This window comes from Burkholderia sp. 22PA0106, assembly GCF_047497155.1.
Taxonomy (GTDB): domain Bacteria; phylum Pseudomonadota; class Gammaproteobacteria; order Burkholderiales; family Burkholderiaceae; genus Burkholderia.
Genome location: NZ_CP163163.1, coordinates 942,010 through 967,286, shown reverse-complemented (window position 1 = coordinate 967,286; position 25,277 = coordinate 942,010). Strand labels below are relative to the sequence as shown.

At 67.8% G+C, this 25,277-nt stretch carries 26 protein-coding genes; 12 read left to right on the top strand and 14 right to left on the bottom strand.

Annotated features, from left to right (window positions below; genetic code table 11):
* Positions 1-56 precede the first annotated feature (56 nt).
* Both AB4850_RS19210 and AB4850_RS19205 read left to right on the top strand, forming a co-directional pair.
* The gene (locus AB4850_RS19210; RefSeq protein ID WP_414444591.1) at positions 57-533 is read left to right on the top strand and encodes a hypothetical protein; all 477 of its coding nucleotides are present in this window, start codon (positions 57-59) and stop codon (positions 531-533) included.
* 63 nt (positions 534-596) lie between these two features.
* Positions 597-1,208, top strand: coding sequence for a superoxide dismutase (locus AB4850_RS19205; protein WP_414444590.1), 612 nt, complete (start codon positions 597-599; stop codon positions 1,206-1,208).
* 88 nt (positions 1,209-1,296) lie between these two features.
* Here AB4850_RS19205 and AB4850_RS19200 read toward each other — a convergent pair whose 3' ends face one another.
* The 3 genes from AB4850_RS19200 to AB4850_RS19190 all read right to left on the bottom strand — a co-directional run bounded on the left by AB4850_RS19200 (position 1,297) and on the right by AB4850_RS19190 (position 3,229).
* A complete protein-coding gene (locus tag AB4850_RS19200) occupies positions 1,297-1,458 on the bottom strand; it encodes a DUF1328 family protein (protein ID WP_013697398.1) in 162 nt (53 codons plus the stop codon).
* Positions 1,459-1,509: 51 nt separating this feature from the next.
* Positions 1,510-1,698 (bottom strand): DUF3008 family protein, encoded by a 189-nt coding sequence (locus tag AB4850_RS19195; protein WP_414445554.1) that lies wholly within the window; start codon positions 1,696-1,698, stop codon positions 1,510-1,512.
* Positions 1,699-1,774: 76 nt separating this feature from the next.
* On the bottom strand, positions 1,775-3,229 hold the full coding sequence (locus tag AB4850_RS19190) for an RNA polymerase factor sigma-54 (protein WP_414444589.1): 1,455 nt from the start codon (positions 3,227-3,229) through the stop codon (positions 1,775-1,777).
* Positions 3,230-3,640: 411 nt separating this feature from the next.
* Here AB4850_RS19190 and AB4850_RS19185 point away from each other — a divergent pair, with 411 nt between their 5' ends.
* Positions 3,641-4,411 carry a DUF4397 domain-containing protein gene (locus AB4850_RS19185; protein ID WP_414444588.1) on the top strand — a complete coding sequence of 257 codons (771 nt, stop codon included), beginning with the start codon at positions 3,641-3,643 and terminating at the stop codon, positions 4,409-4,411.
* Positions 4,412-4,484: 73 nt separating this feature from the next.
* Here the strand turns inward: AB4850_RS19185 and AB4850_RS19180 are convergent, their stop codons facing one another.
* Positions 4,485-5,015 carry a DUF3005 domain-containing protein gene (locus tag AB4850_RS19180; RefSeq protein ID WP_414444587.1) on the bottom strand — a complete coding sequence of 177 codons (531 nt, stop codon included), beginning with the start codon at positions 5,013-5,015 and terminating at the stop codon, positions 4,485-4,487.
* 102 nt (positions 5,016-5,117) lie between these two features.
* Positions 5,118-5,975: a MipA/OmpV family protein gene (locus AB4850_RS19175; RefSeq protein ID WP_414445553.1), complete on the bottom strand. Its 858-nt coding sequence runs from the start codon at positions 5,973-5,975 to the stop codon at positions 5,118-5,120.
* A 739-nt stretch (positions 5,976-6,714) separates the two neighbouring features.
* On the opposite strand from AB4850_RS19175, the gene AB4850_RS19170 reads away from it, so the two are divergent.
* On the top strand, positions 6,715-6,945 hold the full coding sequence (locus tag AB4850_RS19170) for a hypothetical protein (RefSeq protein ID WP_414444586.1): 231 nt from the start codon (positions 6,715-6,717) through the stop codon (positions 6,943-6,945).
* 42 nt (positions 6,946-6,987) lie between these two features.
* Positions 6,988-7,506 carry a PRC-barrel domain-containing protein gene (locus AB4850_RS19165; RefSeq protein ID WP_414445552.1) on the top strand — a complete coding sequence of 173 codons (519 nt, stop codon included), beginning with the start codon at positions 6,988-6,990 and terminating at the stop codon, positions 7,504-7,506.
* Positions 7,507-7,592: 86 nt separating this feature from the next.
* On the opposite strand, the gene AB4850_RS19160 is transcribed toward AB4850_RS19165, so the two are convergent.
* From AB4850_RS19160 to AB4850_RS19145, 4 genes are all read right to left on the bottom strand, one after another.
* Entirely contained in the window at positions 7,593-8,213 is a 621-nt protein-coding gene (locus AB4850_RS19160; protein ID WP_414444585.1) for a DUF4142 domain-containing protein, read from the bottom strand.
* A 49-nt stretch (positions 8,214-8,262) separates the two neighbouring features.
* Complete coding sequence (locus tag AB4850_RS19155) at positions 8,263-8,670, bottom strand: BON domain-containing protein (protein ID WP_414444584.1); 408 nt, start codon at positions 8,668-8,670, stop codon at positions 8,263-8,265.
* A 204-nt stretch (positions 8,671-8,874) separates the two neighbouring features.
* Positions 8,875-11,223 carry a PAS domain-containing protein gene (locus AB4850_RS19150; RefSeq protein WP_414444583.1) on the bottom strand — a complete coding sequence of 783 codons (2,349 nt, stop codon included), beginning with the start codon at positions 11,221-11,223 and terminating at the stop codon, positions 8,875-8,877.
* Positions 11,224-11,329: 106 nt separating this feature from the next.
* Positions 11,330-12,724, bottom strand: coding sequence for a sigma-54-dependent transcriptional regulator (locus AB4850_RS19145; protein ID WP_414444582.1), 1,395 nt, complete (start codon positions 12,722-12,724; stop codon positions 11,330-11,332).
* A gap of 387 nt (positions 12,725-13,111) precedes the next feature.
* On the opposite strand from AB4850_RS19145, the gene AB4850_RS19140 reads away from it, so the two are divergent.
* Positions 13,112-14,095, top strand: a complete 984-nt coding sequence (locus AB4850_RS19140; protein WP_414444581.1) for a sigma-54 interaction domain-containing protein — start codon at positions 13,112-13,114, stop codon at positions 14,093-14,095.
* Positions 14,096-14,114: 19 nt separating this feature from the next.
* Here AB4850_RS19140 and AB4850_RS19135 read toward each other — a convergent pair whose 3' ends face one another.
* From AB4850_RS19135 to AB4850_RS19125, 3 genes are all read right to left on the bottom strand, one after another.
* A complete protein-coding gene (locus AB4850_RS19135; protein ID WP_414444580.1) occupies positions 14,115-15,023 on the bottom strand; it encodes a BON domain-containing protein in 909 nt (302 codons plus the stop codon).
* 141 nt (positions 15,024-15,164) lie between these two features.
* Positions 15,165-15,500 (bottom strand): chemotaxis protein, encoded by a 336-nt coding sequence (locus AB4850_RS19130; RefSeq protein WP_414444579.1) that lies wholly within the window; start codon positions 15,498-15,500, stop codon positions 15,165-15,167.
* A 73-nt stretch (positions 15,501-15,573) separates the two neighbouring features.
* Positions 15,574-15,870 carry a hypothetical protein gene (locus AB4850_RS19125; RefSeq protein WP_414444578.1) on the bottom strand — a complete coding sequence of 99 codons (297 nt, stop codon included), beginning with the start codon at positions 15,868-15,870 and terminating at the stop codon, positions 15,574-15,576.
* Between the two features lie 183 nt (positions 15,871-16,053).
* Between AB4850_RS19125 and AB4850_RS19120 the strand changes: the two genes are divergently transcribed.
* The 4 genes from AB4850_RS19120 to AB4850_RS19105 all read left to right on the top strand — a co-directional run bounded on the left by AB4850_RS19120 (position 16,054) and on the right by AB4850_RS19105 (position 19,798).
* A complete protein-coding gene (locus AB4850_RS19120; RefSeq protein ID WP_414444577.1) occupies positions 16,054-16,374 on the top strand; it encodes a hypothetical protein in 321 nt (106 codons plus the stop codon).
* Between the two features lie 484 nt (positions 16,375-16,858).
* Positions 16,859-18,667 carry a S10 family serine carboxypeptidase-like protein gene (locus AB4850_RS19115; RefSeq protein ID WP_414444576.1) on the top strand — a complete coding sequence of 603 codons (1,809 nt, stop codon included), beginning with the start codon at positions 16,859-16,861 and terminating at the stop codon, positions 18,665-18,667.
* 29 nt (positions 18,668-18,696) lie between these two features.
* A complete protein-coding gene (locus tag AB4850_RS19110; protein WP_414444575.1) occupies positions 18,697-19,143 on the top strand; it encodes a hypothetical protein in 447 nt (148 codons plus the stop codon).
* A 214-nt stretch (positions 19,144-19,357) separates the two neighbouring features.
* Positions 19,358-19,798: a hypothetical protein gene (locus AB4850_RS19105; protein WP_414444574.1), complete on the top strand. Its 441-nt coding sequence runs from the start codon at positions 19,358-19,360 to the stop codon at positions 19,796-19,798.
* Positions 19,799-19,891: 93 nt separating this feature from the next.
* Here the strand turns inward: AB4850_RS19105 and ppx are convergent, their stop codons facing one another.
* A complete protein-coding gene (ppx, locus tag AB4850_RS19100) occupies positions 19,892-21,406 on the bottom strand; it encodes an exopolyphosphatase (RefSeq protein ID WP_414444573.1) in 1,515 nt (504 codons plus the stop codon).
* A 48-nt stretch (positions 21,407-21,454) separates the two neighbouring features.
* Between ppx and AB4850_RS19095 the strand changes: the two genes are divergently transcribed.
* The gene (locus AB4850_RS19095) at positions 21,455-21,730 is read left to right on the top strand and encodes a hypothetical protein (protein ID WP_414444572.1); all 276 of its coding nucleotides are present in this window, start codon (positions 21,455-21,457) and stop codon (positions 21,728-21,730) included.
* 19 nt (positions 21,731-21,749) lie between these two features.
* Positions 21,750-23,813 carry a polyphosphate kinase 1 gene (gene ppk1, locus AB4850_RS19090; RefSeq protein ID WP_414444571.1) on the top strand — a complete coding sequence of 688 codons (2,064 nt, stop codon included), beginning with the start codon at positions 21,750-21,752 and terminating at the stop codon, positions 23,811-23,813.
* Between the two features lie 112 nt (positions 23,814-23,925).
* Here ppk1 and phoR read toward each other — a convergent pair whose 3' ends face one another.
* Positions 23,926-25,239 carry a phosphate regulon sensor histidine kinase PhoR gene (gene phoR, locus AB4850_RS19085; RefSeq protein WP_414444570.1) on the bottom strand — a complete coding sequence of 438 codons (1,314 nt, stop codon included), beginning with the start codon at positions 25,237-25,239 and terminating at the stop codon, positions 23,926-23,928.
* Positions 25,240-25,277: the final 38 nt, after the last annotated feature.

Below are 25,277 nucleotides of genomic sequence, written 5' to 3'. Positions count from 1 at the left end.
TCGCATTCATAAAGCAGCACCAAGCCTGCCCCATCCGAGGACCCGAGAGGAACGTCATGCACACCGCCACCGCCGCCCCACCCTCCCGCGCAGACGACCGCGACGAGCTCGCGCGCTGGCGGCGTTCGATCACCTGGGGCAACCGCGCGTTCGACGAACGCGACTACGCCGCCGCGCTCGCCCATTACGATGCGGCAGTCGCGGTGGCGGACGCCATGTACGGCCGCGTCGGCGACGCCGAAGCCGGCACGGCCGCGTGGGTGGTCGCGCATCACAACCTGGCCGACACCTACGCGCGGCTCGGCCGCCACTGCGACCAATGCCGCCATCTGTGCGCCGCGCACGCGCGCCTCTGCGACACGGTGAACGGCGCGGCGCTGCCGATCCGCTGGCAAACCGCCGCGCAACGCCATTGCCGCCGCACTTATGCCGAACTGACGCACTACGTCGCGGGCCATCCCGACGACGACGCCGCCCGCAGCGCCTGCCAGCTCGGCGCGGCCGGCCCGGTGCATGCGCTGACGCGCCAATAGCCAGCCGCCCGACCCAAGCCATCGAACCCGCCGAACCCACCGCATCACCACCCGGAGCCGACCATGCCCTACACCCTGCCCCCGCTGCCCTACGCCTACGACGCGCTCGAACCGCACATCGACGCGCAGACGATGGAGATCCACTACTCGAAGCATCACCAGGCCTACGTGAACAACGTCAACGCGGCGCTCGAAGGCGCGGGCCTGCCGTTCCCGAGCATCGAGGAACTGGTGTCGGGCATCGAATCGCTGCCCGAGGCGGTCCGCGGCGCGGTGCGCAACAACGGCGGCGGCCACGCCAACCACAGCCTGTTCTGGAGCGTGATGACGCCGAACGGCGGCGGTGCGCCGCAAGGCCGTCTCGCCACCGCGATCGACACCGATCTCGGAAGCTTCGATTCGTTCAAGGATGCGTTCACGAAGGCCGCGCTGACGCGCTTCGGCAGCGGCTGGGCCTGGCTCAGCGTGACGCCGGCCAAGAAGCTGGTGGTGGAGAGCAGCGGCAACCAGGACAGCCCGCTGATGACGGGCAACACGCCGATCCTAGGCCTCGACGTCTGGGAACACGCGTATTACCTGAAGTACCAGAACCGTCGCCCCGAATACATCGCGGCGTTCTACAACGTGGTCAACTGGGCCGAGGTCGCGCGCCGCTACGACGCCGCGCTCGGCTGATCCACGCGCCCGCCCGCACGCACGGATCGGGCGCACCACGAAAAACGGCCGCCATCGCTGGCGGCCGTTTCGTTTGTCGACTGCTTCGTTATCTTCGAATCACGCCAAGCAGCAGCGTCACGATGAAGATGATGACGAAGATGAAGAACAATATCTTGGCGATTTCAGCGGCGCCGGCTGCAATGCCGCCGAAACCGAAGACCGCCGCGATGATGGCGATGATAAAAAAGATCACTGCGTAGCGAAGCATGTCTACCTCCAGGTTGAAAAACGATTCCCATGTCGTGAAGCGCTCAGGCCGTCACGACGTTCTCTTGTGTTGCGGCTTGTCCTTGGTCCGGGTCGCGGCCATGTCCTCGAGTTCGCGCTCGCTCATCGAGTCGTGCATGTCGCGCGACGCGCCCTTCAGATCCTTGACCCGTGTATCTCCACGCTTGGCCGACAATGCCGCGCCGGCCGCGTGCTGTTGCGCTTGCGATTTCGCTTTCATGGCCGCCTCCTCGTTCAGCATGACTGATGGATGGGATGGGAAATTAGAACTGCACGTACCGCGATGAAACGCGTGCTCAAATCGGCACGCGACGACGCAGTTCGGCCGGCAGGATCTTCATCGCCTGCCGGTACTTGGTGACGGTGCGCCGCGCGAGCACCACGCCGCGCCCCGCCAGCCGATGCGCGAGCGTGACGTCCGACAGCGGCTCGCCGGCCGCCTCGGCCGTGATCATTTCGCGGATCAGCACCTTCGCCGCCGCGGCCGAACAGGCACCGCGCCCCGCCGCTTCGAGCTTGCGCGGGAAGAAATGCTTGAACTCGAACACGCCGTGCGGCGTCGCCATGTACTTGTTGCCCGTGGCGCGCGAAATGGTGGACTCGTGCAGATCGAGCTCCTCGGCGATGTCGCGCAGCACCAGCGGCTTCAGCGCGATCGCGCCGTAGCGGAAGAAATCACGCTGCCGCGCGACGATGCATTCGCCGACGCGCTGGATCGTATCGAAGCGCTTCTGCGCGTTGCGGATCAGCCAGCGCGCTTCCTGCAACTGCTGACCGAGCGGCGACTGCACCGATTCGCTCGATTTCGCAAACAGCTCGGCATACAGCTTGTGCACGCGCGCGCGCGGCATCACGGCCGGGTTGACCGTCACGACCCAGCGTCCATTCACCTGGCGCACGATCACGTCGGGCACCACGTAGTCGCCGCTCGCGCTGCCGTAATGATTGCCGGGGCGCGGATCGAGCTTGCGCACCAGCGCGCAGGCCGCACGCAGCGTGCGTGTATCGCAGCCGATGCGGCGCTGGATCTCGGCCGTCTCGCGACGAGCCAAGCGTTCGAGATGATGTTCGACGATGGTCTTGGCGCACTCCACATCGGGGCGGCCGGCCGGCATCGCGTTCAGTTGCAGCAGCAAACATTCGGATAACGAACGAGCGGCCAGGCCCGGCTTGTCCACCGACTGCACCAGCCGCAGCGCCACCGTCAGTTCCTGCTCGTTGAAGCAGACATCGGAATCGGCCACCGTCTCGGCCAGCTCGGTAAGCGTCTGGCGCAGGTAGCCATCGTCGTCGAGCGCGTCGATCAACGTGCGCGCCGCCGCGCGGTCGCGCGGGTTCAGCGGATAGAGGCACAGCGCCTCGTGCAGGTGCTCATGCAGCGACGGCTCCATCACGATCCGCTCCGACGGCTCCAGGTCGTAGCTGTCGCCCGAGCGGCGCATCGCGCTGCCGCGCATCGAGGTCTCGGCGGTGTACGACATCTCGTTGTCGCGCGGCCCTTCCTCCGCGGTCACCAGGTTCGGCGCATCGGCCGATTCGGCGGATTCCGCGGCCTGTTCGGCTTGATCGAACGGCGTGCGCGTGTCGTCGTCGCCCGATACCTGAACGTCTTCCAGGAACGGGTTGGTGTCGAGCGCCTGACGCAACTCTTGCTGAAATTCGAGCGACGATAGCTGAAGCAGCCGAAGCGACTGTTGCAACCGCGGCGTCAGCGTCAAGTGTTGTCGCATCTGTAGCGCGAGCGTGGACATCGGGTGCTCCTCGTCGATTGATTGATCCTGTCCCGACTTTCGCAACATTCGTACCAGGTTGCTCGAGCCTTGATGGACAAGGGCTCGACCTGCAGGCCGCAACACGCGTCACCGCCGACAAGGCATTTTTTACAAGCGGGTTCGCAAGATTTGGACCGTGAGCACGACACGCCATGCAATGCGCTGTTGCGTGACGCGAAGCACGCGTATCGGTGGCGCGCCCGCGACCGCGCGATCACGCGCGGGCACGAGTTCTGCTGGATGGAATCGCCCGCCGACCGCGCGGGCGCGGCGAGGGGGCATCGAAAAATGCGTTCGCCGCCGGGCTTCGGCCCGCTGGCCGCACGTCGTCGCGCGCATCGCGCCCGGCGACGCGCAAGCACAGAATCCAATCAGATCGGAGAACAAGACATGAAGGCAATTCGTACCCTCGCGGTAATGGCATCGGCCGTGGCGATGCTGGCCGCATGCGGCGGCAACGACGGCAACGACATCGGCACCATCATCGGCACCGCGAAGCCGCAGGCGCGCTTCATCAACGCCGTGCCGCTCGGCCCCAATCTGGACTACTACCTGAACAGCAAGCTCAACACGGCGAACGTGGCCTACAAGGGTGTGACGCGTTACGCCGATCTCGACACCGGCAACCAGACCACCTCGTACAACTCCACCGGCAGCAACACCGCGATCGCCTCGCAGGCCTTCTCGACCGTGAACGGCCATCACTACACGACGATCGCGCTGCCGAGCACGTCGAACTCGATCGCGGAGATCGACGATCCGTACGCCAAGGGCCTGCTGTCGGACAAGGCGCGCGTGCGCGGCTTCAACGCGTCGCCGAACGCGCAGAACCTCGACATCTACGTGGTCAATGCGGGCAGCACCAATATCAGCGCGAGCAACCCGACGCTGGCGAACGTTTCGTATCAGAACGCGGTGCCGGCCTCGACGCAGGATTCGCTCTATCTGTCGGGCGGCAGCTATCAGGTGATCGTCACGACCGCCGGCTCGAAAACGCCGATCCTGACCACCCCGGCCGTCTCGCTGGCCAACAACGCCGACTGGCTGGTGCTGACGATTCCGGCCGGCGGCATCAGCGACGTGGTGCCGAACGACATCCACGTGCTGATCGCGCAGGGCAACGAGGCCGATGCGTCCGCGCAGGAACTCGGCCCGCAATAAACCGGCTGCTCACGCAAAAACGCCGCCGGCGCGAGCCGGCGGCGTTTTCGTATCGGCGGCGCGGCACGCGCCGTCAGCGCTTGGCGGCGTCCGACGGTTCGAGCCGGATCACGCGCTCGGTGCGCGCGCCATAGGTGCGGCCCGCATCGATGATGCCGGCCGCGCTGACCTGCCAGCCGAGCCGCGTTTCCACGGCCGGCGAGCCGTCGCCACGGCGGCTCGCGAAACCGGCCAGGCCGTCGTCGGACGTGACCACGCTGTCGTCGAGCGAGGCGTTCGAGTGGATCTCGTTGTCATGCCAGAGCGGCGCGTCGCGATGCGCATCGAAGCTCTTGCCGTCGACGTCCACGCAACTGTCGGACGCGCCCATGTTCGCGTTGTCGAGCGTGACGATGCGGCTCGCCGCGCGGCGTACCGGATCGCCGTGTTCACGTTGCGCATAGCGCTCGCGATCGATCGCCGGCAAACCGGTGGGCGTTTTCGAGGCGATCCGTTCGGGCGTGAGCCTGCGATCGCCGGCCGCTACCGGCGCGCCGCCGATCGCGGGCGCGGGCGTCTTCACCGGATTGGCTTCGGTGTGCGAATGATTCCGTGCCTGTTCCATTGTCTCCTCCTGGTCGGGGTGCCTTGCGCCGCGCGGGGCAAACCGCGCGGCAGGCATGGATGCAGCATCAGCAGTAGTTGGCGAGACGACGCCGGACAATCCTTAGAACTGGTAATTGACCGAGACGTCCGCCACACCGTTGGTCGAGCGCTGCGTGAGCGGGCTGTTGCGTGCGCTGCCCACCAATTGCTCCAGCGCGCCATCCACCGTGACGAACCAGTGCTTGCGGACGAACCACACCATCGTCATGCCGACACCGTACGATTTCAGGCCTGCTTTCGCAGAATACGGCCGGTAGCCGCTGCGTGTCGATGCCTGCTGGTTGATGCCGAACCAGCTGTTCATATAGTTCGAATCGGCGAACGACACGGTCGGGCCGGCAAACCAGAAGAACTTCTCGGAGCTGCCCGGCAGCGGCATGTAGGCCGACAGATCGCCCACCCAGCCGTTCGAGCCGCCGATGCTGCGCCGCACATCGGCGCGCAGCACGATCGGCAGGTTCTTCGAGATCACGTAGTCGCCCGACAGCTTGATCAGCGGTGCGGGATTGATGTTGGGCAGGCCGTTCAGGTGGCCGAGATCGTCGGCGGAGCGGCGGCCAAGATCGTAGTTGATCGACAGCGTGGTGCGCCAGTTCTGGCCCTGCGCGAAGTTCACGCCGAGCCCCTCGCCCGTCGACAGGAAAAACAGGTCGCGGTAGCGCACGTCGAAGTTCGGGCCGGCCTTCACGCGGTATTGGTCGGAGCCTTCATAACGCGGCTGGAACGAGGAGGCGGCGCCAAAACGCACCGACCACTGCTCGGGCGGCTTCGGATCGAACACCTTCTGGAGCGTGACGCCGGCCGAATACTGCCATTCGCCGAGCGGTGACGGGGTCTGCGCGCGAGCCGAGACGGCAGCGGCGCAGCAGACGGCGAACACGGTGAGCCGAGACGGCACGATCGCGCGGCGCGGCAACATCACCGGGCGGGGCGCAGACAGGGAAACGGAAACGGCACGGCGTCGAATCATCAGCTCATCCTCTTTATGTAATCGGTTCTTCCGGGAGCGTGCCGCCCCGCTGCTGCGCGGGTGCCGTTGCCCATGTTACTCGCGGCACGCGCGTTGCGGGTGCCGGCAAGCAAGCAGGTTCGCCACGCACGAACCGCTCCCTTTCGTCTGCCTCGGGTCTGCCCCCGGTCCGCCTCCGTCTCGCCGGCAACCCGCCCGCCACCTCCCCACGCGCTCGGGCGGTTCGCGCGACGGCGGATCGCCCTCGGGCGGTCGCGGCGTCGGCGGATCGGTCGGCCCGGGGTCGCCCTCGTCGGGCGGCGGGTCGGGATCGATCGCGGGGTGAGTCGGCTCGGGACGATGCAGCGAGATGCCGGCAGGCCGACCGGCGAATCGCGATGCACCGTACACGGCGAACTGGGCAAACGAAGCGGAAACAAGCGCCACGGTCGGTCCTCCGGATGCAAGACAGCGGGCATTACTGCAATTCGCATGCCATGCGCGCTGACACCCGCGCCATCAGGCCGGCAGCCCGAGTCGCACCCGCAAGCCGCGACCGGGTCGACGGTTCGTGGGCATTCCTTACATCCGGCACTGAAAATTTTTCAGTTTTGAGACAGTCATCGACGTGACGCCGTGATGGCAGGCCGGCAAGCGGGCCGGCATGGAGCTTGCGCCACAGAATCACGAACCTACCGGAGGACCTGCGATGCCATCCCTTACCCACCCCGCTTCGCGAACCGAGGGCGCCGGGAGCAAGCCGGCGCCGAACGAGCGCGGCGCGGAACGCAGCACGACGCGCCGCGACGAGAAACAGATCGACAAGGCGCTCGAAGACACCTTCCCGGCCAGCGATCCGCCGGCCACCGGCGGCGTGACGCGGATCGATCCCGTGCCGGCCCACCAGCCGCCGGACCGCGGCGAACCGGGCTCGCCCTGAGCAAGGCGCGCAGCCCTTTCAGCAAGGAGGTCGATGATGAATCTGCATTCCGAAACCCGCACCGGCGAACGCATCGTCGGACGAGCCGACCCGTCGGCAGGCCCCGGCCCGGACGTGATGGCCGCCGCGACGCTCGACGGCAATCGCGTGTATGCGACCGACGGCGAGCACGTCGGTCACATCAAGGACATCATGCTCGACGTGCGCGGCGCACGCATCGCCTATGCGGTGCTGTCGAGCGGCGGCGTGCTCGGCATCGGCGACAAGCTGATCGCCGTGCCGTGGCATGCGCTGACGCTCGATACCGATCGCAAGTGTTTCGTGCTGGCCGCCACCGCGCAGCAGGTGCGCGCGATGCCCGGCTTCGATCGCCATCACTGGCCGTCGTTCGCCGACCCGGCCTGGGCCGAGCCGCCCGCGACGAACCAGCCGGCCGCCGCGGCCACCGGCTGGGACCCCGACGATATCGGTCACTTCGATGTGGATACCGGGCTCGACATCGACGCCCCGCCGCACGAAAGCGCGCCGAACCGGCCCGAGCCGCGCGACGGTCGCCATTGATCGATCAGGCGGTCATGTTTGAAGGAGCGTCCCGTGTGGGGACGCTCTCTTTTGTCCGCGCGATGCGGGCGCGGCAACCGGGGGCTTCAGCGGCCCACTTCGCGCGCGAGCTTCTGGGCCAGGCCCAAATGCTGGTGCAGCATCGGCAGGCTGTCCTGTGCGAACGCGCGCAACTCGGTCGAATGGCCGCCGCGCGCCTCGGCCGAAAACAGCCGGATCGCCTGCCGGTGCGCGCCCGGCCCGGCGATCGCCACGTAGGCCACGTCGAAATCGTGGCCGTGCTTGTTGCGCAGCGCGTCGATGTCGGGATCGACGATCATCGCGGCCTGCGCCGGCACGCCCTCCTTCGCGGCAAGCGTGCGCAACTGCTCGTTGGCGCGGCCGTGATCGTCGAGCATCTTCTTCGCGAACACACGCACGGCCGGCGATTCCGAGCGCTCGATCGCCAGTTGGCTCGCCTGCACCTCGCGTTTGCCGGCGAGCGCGGCCTTGTCGACGAATTCGGGATCGATGCCCTGCGGGCGCTTGGCGATCTCGCTGTCGCCCACCGGCGAGGCCGGCTTGACGATTTCGGCGCCGACGCTCGGGCTGGCGGCGGGCGGGTTGTGCGGCACCGGGTTCGGGTCGGTCTGGGCCGAAGCGGCGCAGGCCGCGCCCAGCGCGACGGCCAGCGTGGCCGCGCGCAGGCGTGTCGTGACTCGACTCATCCTCGCTCTCCTCGTGAAATCGGACTGCGGCTGGATGACGACGTCGCGCTTACTTCGCGAGGATCGTCAGTTGGTCCTGCACCGAACGCACGCCCTTCACGCTCTTGACGGCCTGCACGGCGAGCGGCTTCTGCGCCTCGTCGGGCACGCTGCCGGTCAGCGTGACACGGCCCTGTTTGGTGCTGACGTGAACATCGCCGGACGACAGCCCATCGGTCCCGACCAGGGCCGCCTTCGCCTTGGTGGTGAGGGTCATGTCGCGCATCGACGCGCCGGCCGAATGCGTGGCCGACGCCACCTCGTCGCTGGCGGCCGCGTTCGCGTCGAGCGAGGCGGTCGCGCAGAACGCGGTGGCGGCGGTCAGGGCGATCGCCAGCAGGCCGCGCGCGGAGCGCGGAGCGACACGGCGGCGGTTCAATGAACGATGCGGGCGTTGACCTTCGGTGCGGTGCTTCATCGTGACCTCCAGGAATCGGGCCGGACGGGCCGGCGATATCGGGAGGCACGCAACGCGCGTACCCGGCCGCCCCGCCACGCCGGACAAGGCGAAGCGGGCGCGACGGTGCTTTTCGTCAAGCTGATTGCAAGATTTACGGAGCGGGGAACAGAAGCGGGAGAACGCGGGAAGAACGCGGCAGCCGTGCAACGTGGCCGCCGGCCCTCATTTGTCCATCGTGGAAGACGAGGACGGAGACGTCAGTGATCGCAGCGGCGCCTGCGTTGCGCGCAGGATCTCGCGCGCCAGCGTCTGCACATCGACCGGCTTGCACAGATAGCCGTTGAACCCGGCCGACAGCACGCGCCGTTCGTCGGCCTGCCCGGCATGCGCCGTCACGGCCAGCACCGGGGCGCTCGCGGCGGCGCGAGCGTCGCCGCGCAGCGCATCGAGCAGCCAGAAGCCGTCGCCGTCGGGCATCGCCAGATCGGACAGCACGATGGTGGGCCGCGCCGCGTCGAGCCGCGCCAGCGCGTCGCGCCCGGACGAGGCCACCACCACCGCCGCGCCGAGCGTGGCGAGCGCGGCCGCCAGGCTGGTGCGCGAGGTTTCATCGTCGTCGACCAGAAGAATGCGCTGGCCGGCGAGGTCGAGCCGCTCGCGCGTCAGCGTCGTGTCGCTGTCGCGGCTCGCCCACAGCACGGCGTCCGGCGTCTGCCAGCCGGCCGGCAGCGCCACTTCGAAACGGGTGCCGAGATCGAGGCCGGCGCTCGTCACGCGCACGCCGCCGCCATGCAGCTCGGCGATGTGCCGCACGATCGACAGGCCCAGCCCCAACCCGCGCTTGGACGACGCAGGCGAGCCCTCGGCCCGCCGAAACGCCTCGAACACGTGCGGCAGGAAATCGGCCGGCACGCCCTGCCCGGTGTCGCTCACCGTCAGCAGCGCGCGCGAATCCTCGCGGGTCAGCCCGATCGTCACGCGGCCGCCGCGCGGCGTGAACTTGAACGCGTTGGACACCAGATTCGACAGCATCTGCCGCAGCCGCTCGGCGTCGCCCGACACGATGCAGGTGTCGAACGTGCAATGCGTGTCGAGCTGCACGCCGCCGCTGCCGGCGGTGGTTTCGAACGAGACGGCCACATCGTTCATCACCCGCACCAGATCCACCGGCATCGGATCGAGCCGCAGCTTGCCGGTGGCGAGCGAGGACGCATCGAGAATATCGGCCACCATCCGCGACAGCGAACGCGCGCTGCGATCGATCGCGTCGATCGCCTGGCGTTGCAGCGCGCCGTCGATCGGGTTGCGCATCACCTCGACCCAGCCGTAGATCACGTTCAGCGGCGTGCGCAGCTCGTGCGAGACGACCGCCAGCAGCTCGTCCTTGAGCCGGTTCGAGGTGTCGGCCAGGCGCCGCGCATCGCGCGCGCCGCGCAGCCGGTGATCGGCACGGCGGTCGCGGCGGCGCTGCACGCGCGTGTCGCGCAGCGTCAGCGACAGCGCCACGCAGCGTTCGGCTTCGTCGAACACCGGCGAGGCGCCGAGCGTCGCGCGAAACCGCGTGCGGTCGGCGCGCAGGCACAGCAGGTCGAGCCCGGCCACGGCCTCGCGCATCTCGGCCACGGCGACGGTCAGCGGATGCCGCGCCTGCCAGCGCGGCGCCACCAGCATGCCGACGTCGCGTCCGAGCGCATCCGCCTCGGCATAGCCGAACATGCGCTCGGCGGCCGGATTCCAGCTCGTGATCAGGCGATCGACGCCCACCCCGATGATCGCGTCGGTCGAGGCATCCACCAGCCGCCGCAGCATCCGGTTCGCCATCGTGCGTTCCTGATCGGCGCTGACGTCGCGCAGCACCAGCACCGCGCCGCCGCGCGCACCGTCGGCATCGCACCGCGGCGACACCGACATCGACACCGGAATCCGCGCGGCCTGCCCCGCCGGCCTCAGCCATTGCAGGTCGGCCGCGCCGCCCTCGCCACCGGCCAGCACGCGGTCGAGCTGGACCGAGCGCACGCGCTGGTCGTCGCCGTCGTAGGCATGGAACACGTCGTGGAACGGCTGGCCGCGCGCGGCGTCGGCGTCATGGCCTGTCAGCGCGGCGGCCGCGGCATTCAGATAGGTGATGCGGGCCGCCGGATCGGTGACGATCACGCCCTGCGTCAGCGAGGCCAGCGTGGTTTCGTAGTCGCGGCGCTGCGCGGCTTCGCGGCGGCGCAGCGCATCGTTGGTGAGCCGGGCATGACGCAGCGCCGCCACCACCGCGCTGACCACCCCCGACACCAGCAGGAACATGCCGATTTCCAGCGCCTGCATGGCGCCGGATATCGGATAGGCCTGCGGGTCGCTGACGAACAGCAGCCAGATCAGCAGCGCGCCGACGAGCGACGCCACCAGGCCGGCACCGAACGAGACGGTCCAGGCGATGCCCGCGATGAACGGGTAGTACAGCACCAGCGGCATGTTCGGGCCGCCGAAATGGACGAGCAGCGACTGCAGCACGGTCGGCATCGCGACGAGTGCCGCAACGATCACGCCATTGCGCATCCAGCCTGCTTCGAGTTGATTCATCTGATCGGCTCCCGTCCGCACCGCTTGGGCCGGACGCATCCCTTACCATCCGGGCGGGTCGCTGCGCAGGTTTCGCGGCACGGCGGCACGCCGTGGCGCGCTGCGCTCACGACGGCGCCTTGTCCGCTGCCGTATCCGTCCTGTCGCTCTTGTCGCCGCCTTCGATCTGCGCCAGGCGGTTGTAGATTGTCTTGAGGCTGATGTCGAGCACCTCGGCCGCATGCGTCTTGACGCCACCGCATTGCGCCAGCGTGCCGAGAATCACGCGCCGATCCACCTCCTCCAGCGTGGTGCCGAACGCCACCGACACCGTGTCGTCGTCGGCCACCACCTCGCCCGACACCTCGGTCATGATCGGCGCCGGCAGCGTATCGATCACGTCGCCGTCGTTGAAGATGCTGGCGCGCTGCACAAAATTGCGCAGCTCGCGCACGTTGCCCGGCCATTGGTAGCCGGACAACGCCGCCAGTGCAGGAGCAGCAAAATGCATGCCGCGGCCGCTCTCCTCGTTGAGCCGTTCGAGAAACGCAGCGGCCAGCATCGGGATATCCTCGCCGCGCTCGCGCAGCGGCGGCAGCGTGATCGGAAACACGTTGATGCGGTGATAGAGATCGGGGCGCAGCTTGCCGTTGGCCATCGCCGCGTCGGTGTCGAGGTTGGTGGCCGCCACGATCCGCACGTCCACGTCGAACTCGCGCGACGAACCGAGCCGCGTCAGCCGCCCGGTTTCGAGCACGCGCAGCAGCTTGACCTGCGACTCCATCGGCATTTCGGTGATTTCGTCGAGGAACAGCGTGCCGCCGTCGGCGCGCTCGAAGAAGCCCTTGTGCTGGCGATCCGCGCCCGTGAAGCTGCCGCGGTCGTGGCCGAACATCTCGCTCTCCACCAGGTTCGCGGCGATCGCCCCGCAGTTGATGGCGAGGAACGGCCCCTTGCGGCGCAGGCTCAGGTCGTGGATCGTCTGCGCGGCCAGTTCCTTGCCGGTGCCCGATTCGCCCATCAGCAGCACCGACGCCTCGGTGCTCGCGACGCGGCTGATCGCGTCGTACATGGCCTGCATCGGCGGCGAATTGCCGAGCATGCGGCCGAAGCGGCCGAGCCGTTTCAGTTCGCCGCGCAGCGAGGCGATCTCCTCGTGCAGCACGCTGGTGCGCGGCACCCGCGCGAAGATGCTGTTCAGCCGCTGCATGTTGAGCGGCTTGACGAGGTAATCGGTGGCGCCGCGGCGCAGCGCGTCGATGGCGGTTTCGAGGCTGGCGTGGCCGGTGGTCAGCACCATCTCGCAGTGCACGCCCTTCGGCAATTCTTCGAACAGATCCATGCCGCTGCCGTCGGGCAGCATCAGGTCGCAGAGGATCAGGTCGGGCGTGTGGGTGGCGAGCAGCTTGCGCGCTTCGGCCAGTGTCGCCGCCGTGTCGCAGCTCAGTTGCTGCGTTTGCGCGAGCACCGAAAGCATCTCGCGGGTGTCGGCGTCGTCTTCGACGACGAGAATATAGGGCATTGACGCTCCGTCTCGGAACAACGCTCCGGCGGGCATCGAGGCCTCGCGCCGGGCAGCGTGCAGCAGGAGCACCGGGCGCTGAACAACCCGATGACGCCCGGAAAGGGTGACCGACGGCACGACGCTGTCGATCTTGGTAACGCCGACCGGGGCACCGGATCGGCCGCTTGGCCCGGCCTGTCGACTTGGCGTCCGGGGAGTATAGAGGACAACCTGTCGCACCCGGCCATTATCGTTTTTTTCTATCCGACCATACCAAGCGTATTGGAATTTTCAATTCATGAACCGCAGGCAGATTCGGCTACGCTTGCGCTTATCTTATAAAAATTACACGCTTCACGGGGACCGTGTACGGAGACACGCTCTTCCACCCGAGATCCAACATTCATGTCGAAAACATCCAGCGACGGCCGCCGTCTGGCCGGCTCCTCGCCGCGCATCCAGGCGCTGCTGTCGAAAATCGAGAAGGTTGCCGCAACCCGCGCAAGCGTGTTGATCGTCGGCGAAAGCGGCGCCGGCAAGGATATCGCCGCGCGCCTGCTGCACGATGCCAGCACCCGCGCGGGCGGCCCGTTCGTGGCCGTCAATTGCGGCGCGATCCCGGCCGAACTCGCCGAATCGCAGTTGTTCGGCCATGAAAAAGGCAGCTTCACGGGCGCGGCCGCCCAGCACATCGGCTGGTTCGAAGCCGCGGCGGGCGGCACGGTGTTCCTCGACGAAATCGCGGAAATGCCGCGCGACATGCAGGTCAAGCTGCTGCGTGCGCTCGAATCGAACACCATCATGCGGGTGGGCGGCACCGACACGATCCCGCTCGACGTGCGGATCATCGCCGCCACCCATCACAATCCCGTCGATGCGATCCAGGACGGCCGGCTGCGCGAGGATCTGTTCTACCGGCTAGCCGCGTTCGCGCTGCATGTGCCGGCGCTGCGCCACCGCGAGGGCGACGTCGAGGACATCGCGCGCGACCTGGTGGCCGGGCTCAACGCCCAGCACGGCAGCGACAAGGCACTGTCGGCGCAGGCGCTCAAGGCGCTGCGCGCCTATCCGTGGCCCGGAAACGTGCGCGAGCTGCGCAATGCGATCGAACGCGCCTTCATCCTGTCCGACGACCAGATCGAACTCGACCTGCCGCGCCAGGTGCCGCCGCGCGTCGACGTGCGCGACAACGTGATGTCGCTGCCGCTCGGCGCCACGCTCGCGCATGCGCAACAGCGCTTTATCGTCGCCTCGCTGCGTCATTTCGAGGGCGACAAGCCGCGCACCGCCAAGGCGCTCGGCATCAGCCTCAAGACGCTGTACAACCGGCTCGCGCTGATGCGCGAGCATGGCCTGGAGCAGGAACTCGAGGAAAGCGCGCGCCGCTGACGGCGCGCCGCCGCCCGGCTCAATGCCGGCGGTCGTCAGGCCCCGGCGCGACGGTGGCGGCATCGGGCTGCGCCGGGCCAGCCGGGCCGATCGCACCGGACGGCTGCGCGGCGGGATCGGGGCCGGCCAGCGGCGCGTCCCCCGAACCCGATCCGCCACGCGCCGCCGACTGCGGCACGTCGTCGGGCATGCGCCCGCGCACCACGCGCACGCGGTTGTCCACGTCGCGCACCCACACGCAGCTATCGGCCAGATCCTCGATCTCGTGCTTCATCCAGCGCTCGGGCACGGTGCCGTCGAGCCGCACGCAGCCCGCCTCCACCGCCACGCTGACCTCGCTCACGTCGATATCGATGGCAAAGGCCAGGCGCTCGCAGACATCCTCGCGAATCCGCTCGTCGGAACGCGTGTAGCCCTTCGGCCCGCGCAGGGGCTGCGCGCGGCGCTCGGCGTGGCGCGGGTGATAGGTGGGCGGCGGATCGTAGCGCGCGTGCGACGGCGCGCCGTGGCCACCGCCTTGCCACGCGTGCTGCTCGCTCTGCTCGTGCCGCTCGTGCCGTGGCGCATCGCCGTAGCGCGCGTCGCGGCGCGCAGCGTGCTCGCCCGCGTGGCCGCCATGCTCGCGTTCGCTGGGCGCGGCCGGCCGCGCGGGGCCGCCGCCGACGCGTACCGGGTCGCGCCGGGCATCACGCTCCCGCCCTCCTTCATCGGCCGCACCGCGCGCTCGCCGTGCCTCGCCCGCATCGTGCCGGGCGTCGTGCTCGCCGCGCTCGCGCCGCGCGTCGAAACGCTCGGCGGGCAGGCGCTCGCGGGCGTCCTGAAAATCGATGTCGCGTTCGTCGCTGCCCCAGTAAGCCCGTTCATTGCGCTCCTGCCAGTTCGCCGGCCCGCGCATGTCTCGCGAGCGATTCGGATGGCGTCGTTGCATCGCATACCTCCTCGATCGGTTGGGTGACCCCGGCGCGGATTCGGCCGGCGTCACCGTTTTTCATCATTTACTTCAAACGATATTGAAAGATTTGCCGGATCGACGGCGATGGCGCCGCGCGCGGGCGCCGGCCGTCGGCGCTCATGGCGCGTCGTCGTCCTGCTCCGCGTCGTCGCTGTCGGCCAGCCGGCCGGTGCGGTCCGGCTCGATGTCGGCGCTGTCGACGAAGTTCGAATCGCCGTCCGCCGACGCGCGCTCGCCCGTGCCGGCGCGGTCGGTGCCCGCCGCGCCGGCCGCCGCGCCGCGTTCGAGCGCATGGGCGTCGAGCTCGTCGTCCACGTCGAACGGGCGGCGTTTCGCGCCGCGCGTGTCGCTGCCGCTGTCCGACGAATCGCTCGGGCCGAGCGCGTCGGCATCGTTGCCGTTGCCGCCCGACGGATCGAGCGGTTCGTTGTCGGGGTTCAAGGTACTGCTCATAAAGCCTCCCGGTCCTGGTTAATCCAATGCGAAAACCCGCCGGCCGCACGCGGTGGCCGGCGGGGACGGGGGATCAGCCCCCCGACGCGGCCGAGGCCGGCGACGCACCGGCGGCACCCGACGAATCGGATGCGCCCGTGGCGTCGGAAGCCGCGCCCGGCGCCGTCATCGGGGCCGGCGATACGCCGCTGGCCGCACCCGGTTGCGACGTATCGCTCGATGCGGCCGGCGCACTGGCTGCGCTGCCGGCACTGCCGCTATCGCTCTGCTTCGAGCAGCCCGCCGCCGCGAGCAGCCCCGCACACAGCGCGCCCATGGCGAACGCGCGCCATACGGGTCGTGTCAGGGGTCGTGTCAGATCGTGTTGCATAAACCCTCCGGTCGTGGATGGACACCATGAGCCGCAAGACATGTGCCGCGCGCGGCCTGCCCGGCTGGCATGGCCGTTGCTGAAGGGAATGGATACGCCGCCGCATCCCTGGCCCTCTCGGCCGACGCGGCGTACCGGGCCGGCGTCGCCGCCGGAGCCCGGCCAAGCATGGAGGACTGACGCGTGACACAAGTGGACCTGCTCCGTTACCTCGTGACGAGCCAACTGGTCGCACGCATCCAGACCGGGCGCTGGATGCCGCCCGACCGTATCGTGGCGGCCACCCGCCTGTGGCTGGACAGCCATCGCGTGGAATGCGAGTGGCTCGACCGGATTCGCATCGCGATGGCCGCGCGCGGCCTGGCCAACGAGATCTACGACGTGGCCACCTCGGGCAGCGGCCCGGGCCTCGCCGACGGCCTGCTCGCCGACGAAGGCTCGCCGCAGATGGAAGCGCTGCGCGCGCGCTGCGAGCATTATCTGCAACGGCTGCACCGCGATTGACGTTCGGCGCGGCGCAATGCGATTCGGCACGAGCTTGCGCCGCGCGCCGAACGGCTCGGCGTGTCCGGTTGAAATCGATTCGAAACCCGATTGCAGGACGATGAATCGGGCGGCGCCGCCCGAAGCCATGCCTGGCGATTATCCGTTCGGTTCATGTTCCGATCGTGGCGGCTTCGATCGGTTGTGCCTTGCGCCCTCTCCCGCCGCGCCCGACATCCCTCCCGGCAGCCGTTCCGCGCCGAAGCGCAACCCTGTCGATAATCGTCTTCGGTTTTAATTCGCGGGTTTTCCCTTTCCCGTTTACCCGCCAATTCGCCAATAACAATCCATACGATCCTTTTCAAATTTCGATTGGCTGCACTATTTTTCTTTCCTGCGCTGCATTCCCCGCCATCCCCGCCGTTAACAAGAAAAAGAATAAATCCATCGTCAAATCGGCAAATAAAAGTCCGAATTGCATCGACTTTCCGGCAAGGGAACAGGGATGAAAGCAAGCGACAACACGGGGCGGGGAAACACGTCGAAATCGATTTCGGGAACGGGAGCCCGCAGCGGATCGCGCGCGATCCGGCATATCGGAGCGGGCCTCCTGGCGGCCGCCATACTGGCGCTGGCGGCCTGCGGCGGCGACGACAACAACGGCAGCCCCAGCGCGCTCGGCGCCGTTTCGAACCAGGCCTTCATCGACAACACCGCATACGCCACCGGCGCGGGCGCCAGCCTGAACCTGTGGCAAGTCAACGAATCGGCGGCGGTCATGCATCGCCAGTGGGCCGGCAACGGCAAGAGCGTCGATTACACGTCGACCACCGGCCATCTGAGCGCGCTGGCCCCGGACGGCACGCCCGAGGCCAGCCTGTCCTACGTGGCCTACACCGCGCCGAGCCAGGACGGCCAGCCGCGCCCCGTCACGTTCTTCTACAACGGCGGCCCCGGCTCGTCGTCGGTGTGGCTGCGGCTCGGCGCGTTCGCGCCCACCCGCGTGGCCACGCCCGATCCGCTCATGACGAACTGGCCCGACTTCCCGCTGGTCGCCAACGACGACAGCCTGATCGACACCACCGACATGGTGTTCATCGATCCGCCCGGCACCGGCTTCTCGGAAGCCATCGCGCCGAACACCAACCGGACGTTCTGGGGCACCGATGCCGACGTGGCCGTGATGCGCGACTTCATCCGCCGCTATATCGCCGTCAACCAGCGCACCAGCGCGCCGCTGTACCTGTACGGCGAGTCGTACGGCACGCCGCGCACCAACATGCTGGCGCTGGCGCTCGAATCGGCCGGCGTGAACCTGAGCGGCATCGTGCTGCAATCGTCGATCCTCAATTACTTCGCGGACCCCGGCGAAACCTACGCGATCACGGGCGGCAACACGGCCAGCGCGTCGCTGGCGCTGAAGGCCGCGACCGACGGGATGATCGGTTACTTCCTCGGCTACGCGCAGGTGGCCGCCTATTTCAACCAGGTGTCGCCCGCGCCGGCCGACCCGGCGCAATTCGCGTCGCAGATGCAGGCCTTCGCGACCGCCCAATACGCGCAGCTCGCGCAATACGGCCCGAGCTTCTTCTTCGCCGGCACGTCGCTGGTGCCCACGCCGACCTACCCCGACATCAACACGCTGTCGCAATGGTCGACGCAAACCAGGCTGTCGTTCGCCTCGCTGAGCGCGTATTTCGGCACGAAGTTCTACGGCCGCGCGCTGGTGCCCGGCTCGACCATCGGCCGCTACGACGGCCGCGTGATCCTGCCGAGCGGCGACCCGCGCCTGCAGGCGGATTCGGACCCGTCCGACATCCTCGTTTCGCAGCCGTTCACCACCGTGCTGGCCGCGCAGTTGCCGAACGAGCTCGGCTATCAGGCGCCGAACGCGACCTACGCCACGCTGAACAACGCCGTCATCAACGGCTGGGATTTCAGCCACGCCGGGCAAGCCGTGCCCGACACCATCCCGGACCTGCTCGCCGCGCTCCAGCTCGATCCCCAGCTGAAGGTGCTGTCGGCCAACGGCTATCACGACCTGGCCACGCCGTATTTCCTGACCGAGAACCAGCTCGCGCGCTTGCAGACCGTGCCCGGCATCGCGCCGAACCTGCAGATGACGTTCTACCCGGGCGGCCACATGATCTATCTCGACAACGACGCGCGGCCCCGCCTGCGTGCCGATCTGGCCGCGTTCTTCGCGAACCGGCCGATCGCCAACGCGCTGTCGCTCGCGCAATTGCCCGCGCCCTGGCCCGACGAAAGCCCGGCCGCCGCGCGAACCTCGGACACCGCGATCGCGGCCCGCTGATGCCGCTCCCCTTCTCGACGAGACACGCCATGCTCCATCCGCATCCGATTCCGCGCGGTATGTCATTCGCGGCACTGGGCCGCGCCGTTTCGTTGGCGGCCCGGGCCTTGGCGGTCGTGGCGGCCCCCGCGCTGGCGCTGCCCGCCGGCCCCGCCGCCGCAGCCGCGCAGCAGGCCGTGTCCACCCCGGCGCTGCTACAAGGCGGCGTCGATGGCCCGTTCCGGCCGCGCCAGCCGCTTGCCGCGCCCGCCTCGGCCACCACCGGCAGCGATCTGGCCCGGCAGGCCCGCTCGCGGCTCGCCGCGAGCCTGGCCACCAATGCCGCGCTGTCGGACGGCCGGACGATCACCGCGGCGCAGGCCCGGGCCAACGGCCTGCCGTTCATCGCGCGCCATTTCGACCAGATCGACACAGCCCACAGCGGGCGCGTGAGCCTGCAACAGGTCCGGCAGTATCTGCAACGCGAGCCGCAATAGGCGGCAGAGGGCGGCAGCTGGCCGCCATGCGCCGCGCGGCCTCTGCCTGGGCGCCACATCACAAGGCAACGGCAAACCGCTGCGCCGCCGTCGCGTTTTCGCTATGATCGAAACACGCCGCGCCGGCGATCAGGCTCAACCGGCTGCGGCGGGCCGGCTGCATGCGCACCGGCTTTCTCGCCACCAGAACAACAACATCACCGACTTGCGCCGTATGAAAGCACACCACCTCGCGGCCGCCGGCCTAGCCTGCGCCGCCCTGCTGACTGCCACCTCGCCCACCTTCGCCGCGGAGCCGAAAGCGCTCGACGCTGCGCTCGATTGCTCGTGGAACGGCCACAAATTCGTCGCGCCGCTGGCCGAAGCCGGCGACATCGACACCAAGCCGATGCACGTCGAGGCGAATTCGATGAACGCATTCCATACCGTCCACCCGCTGACGGCCTACGGCTTTTCGGTCTACGTGGTGCTCGGCTACCAGGAGAACGATCCGCTGTTCCAGCACGGCGACGGCGCGCAGATCGACCAATGGGGCTACGGCGTGGTGGTGCGCGGCTCGAAAAGCAGTGTCGAGGCCAAGGTGCGCGCCGCCGGCAGCACCGCCACCGTGAAGGCCGCATTCCCGTTCCTGACCGCCATCGTCTGCACGCCCTGAGCGCGGCGCTGGCCTCGGCCACATGAAAAAAGCGGCTGCATGCCCGACGCATGCAGCCGCTTTTTCATCGAACGCGCACTGCGCGCCCGGCGCTCAGGCCTCCGTGTACACCACGCGATACGGAATGCCGACCTTCTCCCACTCCGCCGCTTCCTGGCTCAGGCTGTAGTCGGTCAACGGGTTCTGCTCGACCCAACTGCCCGGCAGCCGCACCTCGTAGCCGCCCTTCTTGGCGTCCGACACCGAAATCTCGGGCAAGCCGGCATCGGTTCGGCGACGGCACAGCAGCGCCGCGAGGCGCAGGCAGAACAGCAGCGGCCATTCGACGTCGCGCGACTGCGAGAGCTTGCCGAGCTTGCCCGCATGGCCGAGCACCAGCGCCGCCAGGCGGGCCTGATCGGTGCGCGAGAAGCCGGGCATGTCGGCATTGCTGGCGATATAGGCCGAATGCTTGTGATAGGCGCTGTGCGAGATCGACAGGCCGATTTCATGCAACGCGGCGGCCCAGCCCACGAACGTGCGATCTTCCGGGCGACGGAGTTCCTCGGTCTGTTCGAGCTGGTCGTAGAAACTCGTGGCCAGCGAGGCGATCCGGTCGGCCTGGGCGCGATCGACGCCATAGCGGCGCGTGAAGCCCTCGACCGTCACCGCGCGCATGTCCTCGTGCTGCGCCCGGCCGAGCAGGTCGTACAGCACGCCGAGCCGCAGCGCGCCGTCGGTGGTGTCCACGTAATCGACGCCCAGTTCCTCGAACACCGCGAGCATGATCGACAGGCCGCCGGCCAGCACCGGAATGCGATCGGGCTTCAGCGCGACGAGCTTCAGGCGGTTGACGTTCTCGGCCTTGATGAGCGCGCGCTTCAAGCGTTCGAGCCCGCCGCGCGAGATGCCGTGCGTGATGCCGGCATCGTTGAAGCCGTTGCCCTCGACCAGCTCGGCCAGCGCGCGCGCCGTGCCCGACGAGCCGATCGCCTGATCCCAGCCGGCCTTCTTGTATTCGCCCGAGATGATCTGGATTTCGCGCTTGGCGGCCAGTTCGGCCTGCCGCATGGTGTATTCGTCGACGTTGCCGGCCGGGAAGAACTGGCGGCTGTGGCTGACGCAGCCGATATACAGGCTTTCCATGACGATCGGCGTGTAGTGCTGGCCGATGATGAATTCGGTCGAGCCGCCGCCGATGTCGACCACCAGCCGCTTGCCCGCATTGGCCGGCACCGAGTGCGCGGCGCCCGCGTAGATCAGCCGCGCTTCCTCGCGGCCCGCGATCACTTCGATCGGGAAGCCGAGCGCCGCTTCGGCCTCGACCAGGAATTCGCCGGCATTCTTGGCGACGCGCAGCGTATTGGTGGCCACCGCGCGCACGTGATCGGGGTGGAAATCGCGCAGGCGTTCGCCGAAACGCTTCAGCGCGTCCCAGCCCCGCTCCTGCGAGGCGCGATCGAGCATCTTGTCGCGCGACAGGCCTGCCGCGAGGCGAACCGGCTCGCGCAGGGCGTCGACCGGGTAAATCTGGCTGCCCGCAGGCGTTTCCTCGACGCGGCCGACAATCAGCCTGAAGCTGTTCGAACCGAGATCGACGGCGGCGAGTAGTTGCGGGGATGTGACCATCGGGTAGTTGCTCCGTTCTCGGCAGGCGAGCCGCCGCTACGCCAAACCATGACATTCAAACGCAGCATTTTAAATGCTGTCGCCGCCGCGGTGTCGGATCATCGCAGGCAATTGCAGCGCCGGCGAATGGTTTCGTTTGAAACAGACGATGAGATTTGCCGATTGCCGACGTATTATTTGCTGAACCATCCTGCATTGTCATCAATACGTCATCAAATCATGGAATGCCAGGACGTATCATTCGAAAAGAAGGTCAAATACGTCATCAATATGTCATTAAACCGTGAGAATTTCCGAGCACCCCTTCCTTCCCTCCGCACCTGACCAGCCCTCCACGCTGCCGATGTCCATCCGCTACCCGCTGCTCAACCGTGAACTGGGCATCCTCGGCTTCAACGAGCGCGTGCTCGCGCAAGCCGCCGATCCGCACGTTCCGCTGCTGGAACGGCTGCGTTTCATCTGCATCACCAGCAGCAACCTCGACGAATTCTTCGAAGTCCGCATGGCCGGGCTCCAGGAGCAGATGCGCGACAACCCGGGCGCACCGTCGCCCGACGGCATGTCGCTGCAGCATGTGTACGACCTGGTGGTGCAGCGCGCGCAACGCCTGGTCCACAAGCAATACGCGATGCTGCACGAGACCATCATCCCGGCGCTCGAAACCGAAGGCATTCATTTTCACGGCACCGACAGCTGGAGCGAGGCGCAGCTCGACTGGGCCCGCAACTACTTCCTCGACGAACTGCTGCCGGTGCTGACGCCGATCGGGCTCGATCCGGCGCACCCGTTCCCGCGCGTGCTCAACAAGAGCCTGAACTTCGTGGTCGAACTCGAAGGCCGCGACGCATTCGGCCGCCAGGCGCTGCTCGGCATCGTGCAGGCGCCCCGCGCACTGCCGCGCGTGGTGCGCATGCCGCAGGAGCTGTCGGGCTTCCGTCACGGCTTCGTGCTGCTCAGTTCGCTGATGCAGCGCTTCGTGGGCGAGCTGTTCCCGAAGCTCGTCGTCAAGAGCTGCAACCAGTTCCGCATCACGCGCAACAGCGAGCTGTTCGTCGACGAGGACGAAATCACCAACCTGCGCGTCGCGCTGCAGGGCGAACTGCCCGCGCGCCACCTCGGCAACGCGGTGCGGCTCGAAGTGTCGGCCGACACGCCCGCCCACATCGTGCGCCGCCTGCTCGACGAGAGCGACCTCAGCGAACGCGATTGCTACCGCGTGAACGGCCCCGTCAACCTGGTGCGGCTGATGCAGTTGCCCGACCTGGTCGATCTGCCCGAACTGAAGTTCGTGCCGCACACGCCGTCCACGCCGGCCGAAGTCACGAACGCGGCGTCGATGTTCGCGGCGATCGATCGCGCCGACATCCTGCTGCACCATCCGTACGAAAGCTTCCAGCCGGTGCTGCAACTGCTGCAGGAGGCCGCCCGCGATCCGAACGTGGTCGCCATCAAGCAGACCATCTACCGCACCGGCACCGATTCGCCGCTGATGGACGCGCTGATGGAAGCCGCGCGCAACGGCAAGGAAGTGACGGTGGTGGTGGAGCTGCTCGCGCGCTTCGACGAGGAAACCAACATCAACTGGGCGTCGCGGCTCGAAGCCGTGGGCGCGCACGTGGTGTACGGGGTGGTCGGCCACAAGTGCCACGCCAAGATGGTGCTGATCGTGCGCCGCGAGAAGCGCGGCGGCAAGAACCTGCTGCGCCGCTACGTGCACCTCGGCACCGGCAACTACCATCCGCGCACGGCGCGCCTCTATACCGATTTCGGGCTGATGACGGCCGAGCCGAGGATCTGCGAGGACGTCCATCACGTGTTCCAGCAGTTGACCGGCATCGGCGGCGAGCTGCGGCTGCACGAGCTGTGGCAATCGCCGTTCACGCTGCATCCGAAGATGATCGAGGGCATCCGCCGCGAAATCGCCAACGCGCGCGCCGGCAAGCGCGCGCGGATCGTCGCGAAGATGAACGCGCTGCTCGAACCGTCGGTGATCGCCGAGCTTTACGAGGCCTCGCAGGCCGGCGTGAAGGTCGATCTGATCGTGCGCGGCGTGTGCGCGTTGCAGCCCAGCGTGCCGGGCCTGTCGGAGAACATCACGGTGCGCTCGATCATCGGCCGCTTCCTCGAACATCACCGCATCTACTACTTCCATGCGGGCGGCGCCGAGGAAGTCTATCTGTCGAGCGCCGACTGGATGGACCGCAACCTGTTCCGCCGCGTCGAAGTGGCGTTCCCGATCCACGATCGCAAGCTCAAGCGTCGCGTGATCGCCGAAGGGCTGTCGGTGCTGCTCGGCGACAATCAATCGGCGTGGCTGATGCAGAGCGACGGCCACTACAAGCGCCGCCGCACCGGCAAGACCTCGCGCAGCGCGCAACTCGGGCTGCTGGAGAAGTTCGGCGGCTGAAGCCGGAAGCGCGCCAGGGCGTGCGTCGGGCTCGAACGAAAATGCCACCCTCGCGGGTGGCATTTTTCATGGCGGTGGCAACCGGTGTCGATCCGTTGTCCTGCGAATGCGCTCAGACTTCGTGCCGCCGCCGCGCCACCGTGCGCTGCGCCGGAAAGCGCGCCGTGAACGTGCTGCCGCGCCCTTCCTCGCTCTGGATCAACAACTGGCCGTCGTGGCGTTGCAGCACATGCTTGACGATCGCGAGGCCCAGGCCCGTGCCGCCGGTATCGCGCGAACGGCTGCGATCGACGCGATAAAAACGCTCGGTCAGCCGCGGCAACTCTTCCGCCGCAATCCCGAACCCGCTGTCCTTCACCGAAAACACCGCCTGCGAGCCGTCGCGCCGCCAGCACACGCGGATCTTGCCGCCCTCGGGCGTGTAGCGCACCGCGTTCGTGACGAGGTTGCCGAGCGCGCTGAAGATTTCCGTCTCCGCGCCCGTCACCGTCAGCGCTTCGTCGATCTCGAACGAGATCTCGTGATGGCCGGCCGACAGCGATTGCGCGACATCCTCGAGATGGCCGAGCACGTCGTCCATGTCGACCGGCTTGTCGGTCGGCGGCTTGCCCTCGCCTTCGAGCTTGGCCAGCACCAGCAGGTCGGTGACGATCTTGCGCATGCGCGACGCCTGCTGCTCCATCATGTCGAGATAGCGCGCGCGTTCTTCCTCCGACACCGGCAGCTCGCGCAGCGTTTCGAGGAAGCCCGACAGCACCGTCAGCGGCGTCTTCAGTTCGTGCGAAACATTGGCCACGAAGTCGCGGCGCATCGCGTCGGTGCGTTCGACCTCGGTGATGTCCTGCGTCAGCAGCAGCTTGCGGTTGTCGCCGTACGGAAATACCTGCACCGCGATCACGTGCTGACGCCCCTCGCCCATGCCGCGCATCACAAGCATTTCGTCGTAATGCTGCGCATTGAGGTAACGCACGAAATCAGGATGCCGAACCAGATGCGTGATGTGCTGGCGCAGGTCGCGCTTCGAATCGAGCCCGAAATGCAGCTCGGCGATCGCATTGCACCATTCGATCTGGTCGTGGTCGTCGAGCATCGCCACGCCGTTCGGCGAAGCCTGGATCGCCTGGATGAAGCGCGAGTGCTGCTGCTCGACCTGACGCACCTGCGAATGCCACTGCTTCGCGAGCTTGTGCAGGCGGTAGTAGATTTCGCCCCAGATGCCCGGCGCGCTCGGCACTTCGCCATACACCGGCGCGTCGAGCAGGCGCCAGAGGCGCTGCGTATGGAAGGTGCTGAAGAACGCCTGCGCGGTCAGCAGGATGATCGCGACCGCGAGACCCGCGCGCATGCCGATCAGCGCGCCGGCCAGCGCGGAAACCAGCGCGAGCAGGACGAGCGAGACCAGAAAGCGCGCCCAGATGATGTTCATGGTTGGCGCTCGAAAGAGAACGGGAGTGAGCCGGGCCG

Excerpts from the sequence above, each read along its gene's own strand:
- AB4850_RS19210 (WP_414444591.1), top strand. The coding sequence starts at position 57 with ATGCACACCGCCACCGCCGCCCCACCCTCCCGCGCAGACGACCGCGAC.
- AB4850_RS19205 (WP_414444590.1), top strand. The coding sequence starts at position 597 with ATGCCCTACACCCTGCCCCCGCTGCCCTACGCCTACGACGCGCTCGAA.
- AB4850_RS19200 (WP_013697398.1), bottom strand. The coding sequence starts at position 1,458 with ATGCTTCGCTACGCAGTGATCTTTTTTATCATCGCCATCATCGCGGCG.
- AB4850_RS19195 (WP_414445554.1), bottom strand. The coding sequence starts at position 1,698 with ATGAAAGCGAAATCGCAAGCGCAACAGCACGCGGCCGGCGCGGCATTG.
- AB4850_RS19190 (WP_414444589.1), bottom strand. The coding sequence starts at position 3,229 with ATGTCCACGCTCGCGCTACAGATGCGACAACACTTGACGCTGACGCCG.
- AB4850_RS19185 (WP_414444588.1), top strand. The coding sequence starts at position 3,641 with ATGAAGGCAATTCGTACCCTCGCGGTAATGGCATCGGCCGTGGCGATG.
- AB4850_RS19180 (WP_414444587.1), bottom strand. The coding sequence starts at position 5,015 with ATGGAACAGGCACGGAATCATTCGCACACCGAAGCCAATCCGGTGAAG.
- AB4850_RS19175 (WP_414445553.1), bottom strand. The coding sequence starts at position 5,975 with ATGTTGCCGCGCCGCGCGATCGTGCCGTCTCGGCTCACCGTGTTCGCC.
- AB4850_RS19170 (WP_414444586.1), top strand. The coding sequence starts at position 6,715 with ATGCCATCCCTTACCCACCCCGCTTCGCGAACCGAGGGCGCCGGGAGC.
- AB4850_RS19160 (WP_414444585.1), bottom strand. The coding sequence starts at position 8,213 with ATGAGTCGAGTCACGACACGCCTGCGCGCGGCCACGCTGGCCGTCGCG.
- AB4850_RS19155 (WP_414444584.1), bottom strand. The coding sequence starts at position 8,670 with ATGAAGCACCGCACCGAAGGTCAACGCCCGCATCGTTCATTGAACCGC.
- AB4850_RS19150 (WP_414444583.1), bottom strand. The coding sequence starts at position 11,223 with ATGAATCAACTCGAAGCAGGCTGGATGCGCAATGGCGTGATCGTTGCG.
- AB4850_RS19145 (WP_414444582.1), bottom strand. The coding sequence starts at position 12,724 with ATGCCCTATATTCTCGTCGTCGAAGACGACGCCGACACCCGCGAGATG.
- AB4850_RS19140 (WP_414444581.1), top strand. The coding sequence starts at position 13,112 with ATGTCGAAAACATCCAGCGACGGCCGCCGTCTGGCCGGCTCCTCGCCG.
- AB4850_RS19135 (WP_414444580.1), bottom strand. The coding sequence starts at position 15,023 with ATGCAACGACGCCATCCGAATCGCTCGCGAGACATGCGCGGGCCGGCG.
- AB4850_RS19130 (WP_414444579.1), bottom strand. The coding sequence starts at position 15,500 with ATGAGCAGTACCTTGAACCCCGACAACGAACCGCTCGATCCGTCGGGC.
- AB4850_RS19125 (WP_414444578.1), bottom strand. The coding sequence starts at position 15,870 with ATGCAACACGATCTGACACGACCCCTGACACGACCCGTATGGCGCGCG.
- AB4850_RS19115 (WP_414444576.1), top strand. The coding sequence starts at position 16,859 with ATGAAAGCAAGCGACAACACGGGGCGGGGAAACACGTCGAAATCGATT.
- AB4850_RS19110 (WP_414444575.1), top strand. The coding sequence starts at position 18,697 with ATGCTCCATCCGCATCCGATTCCGCGCGGTATGTCATTCGCGGCACTG.
- AB4850_RS19105 (WP_414444574.1), top strand. The coding sequence starts at position 19,358 with ATGAAAGCACACCACCTCGCGGCCGCCGGCCTAGCCTGCGCCGCCCTG.
- ppx (WP_414444573.1), bottom strand. The coding sequence starts at position 21,406 with ATGGTCACATCCCCGCAACTACTCGCCGCCGTCGATCTCGGTTCGAAC.
- AB4850_RS19095 (WP_414444572.1), top strand. The coding sequence starts at position 21,455 with ATGACATTCAAACGCAGCATTTTAAATGCTGTCGCCGCCGCGGTGTCG.
- ppk1 (WP_414444571.1), top strand. The coding sequence starts at position 21,750 with ATGTCCATCCGCTACCCGCTGCTCAACCGTGAACTGGGCATCCTCGGC.
- phoR (WP_414444570.1), bottom strand. The coding sequence starts at position 25,239 with ATGAACATCATCTGGGCGCGCTTTCTGGTCTCGCTCGTCCTGCTCGCG.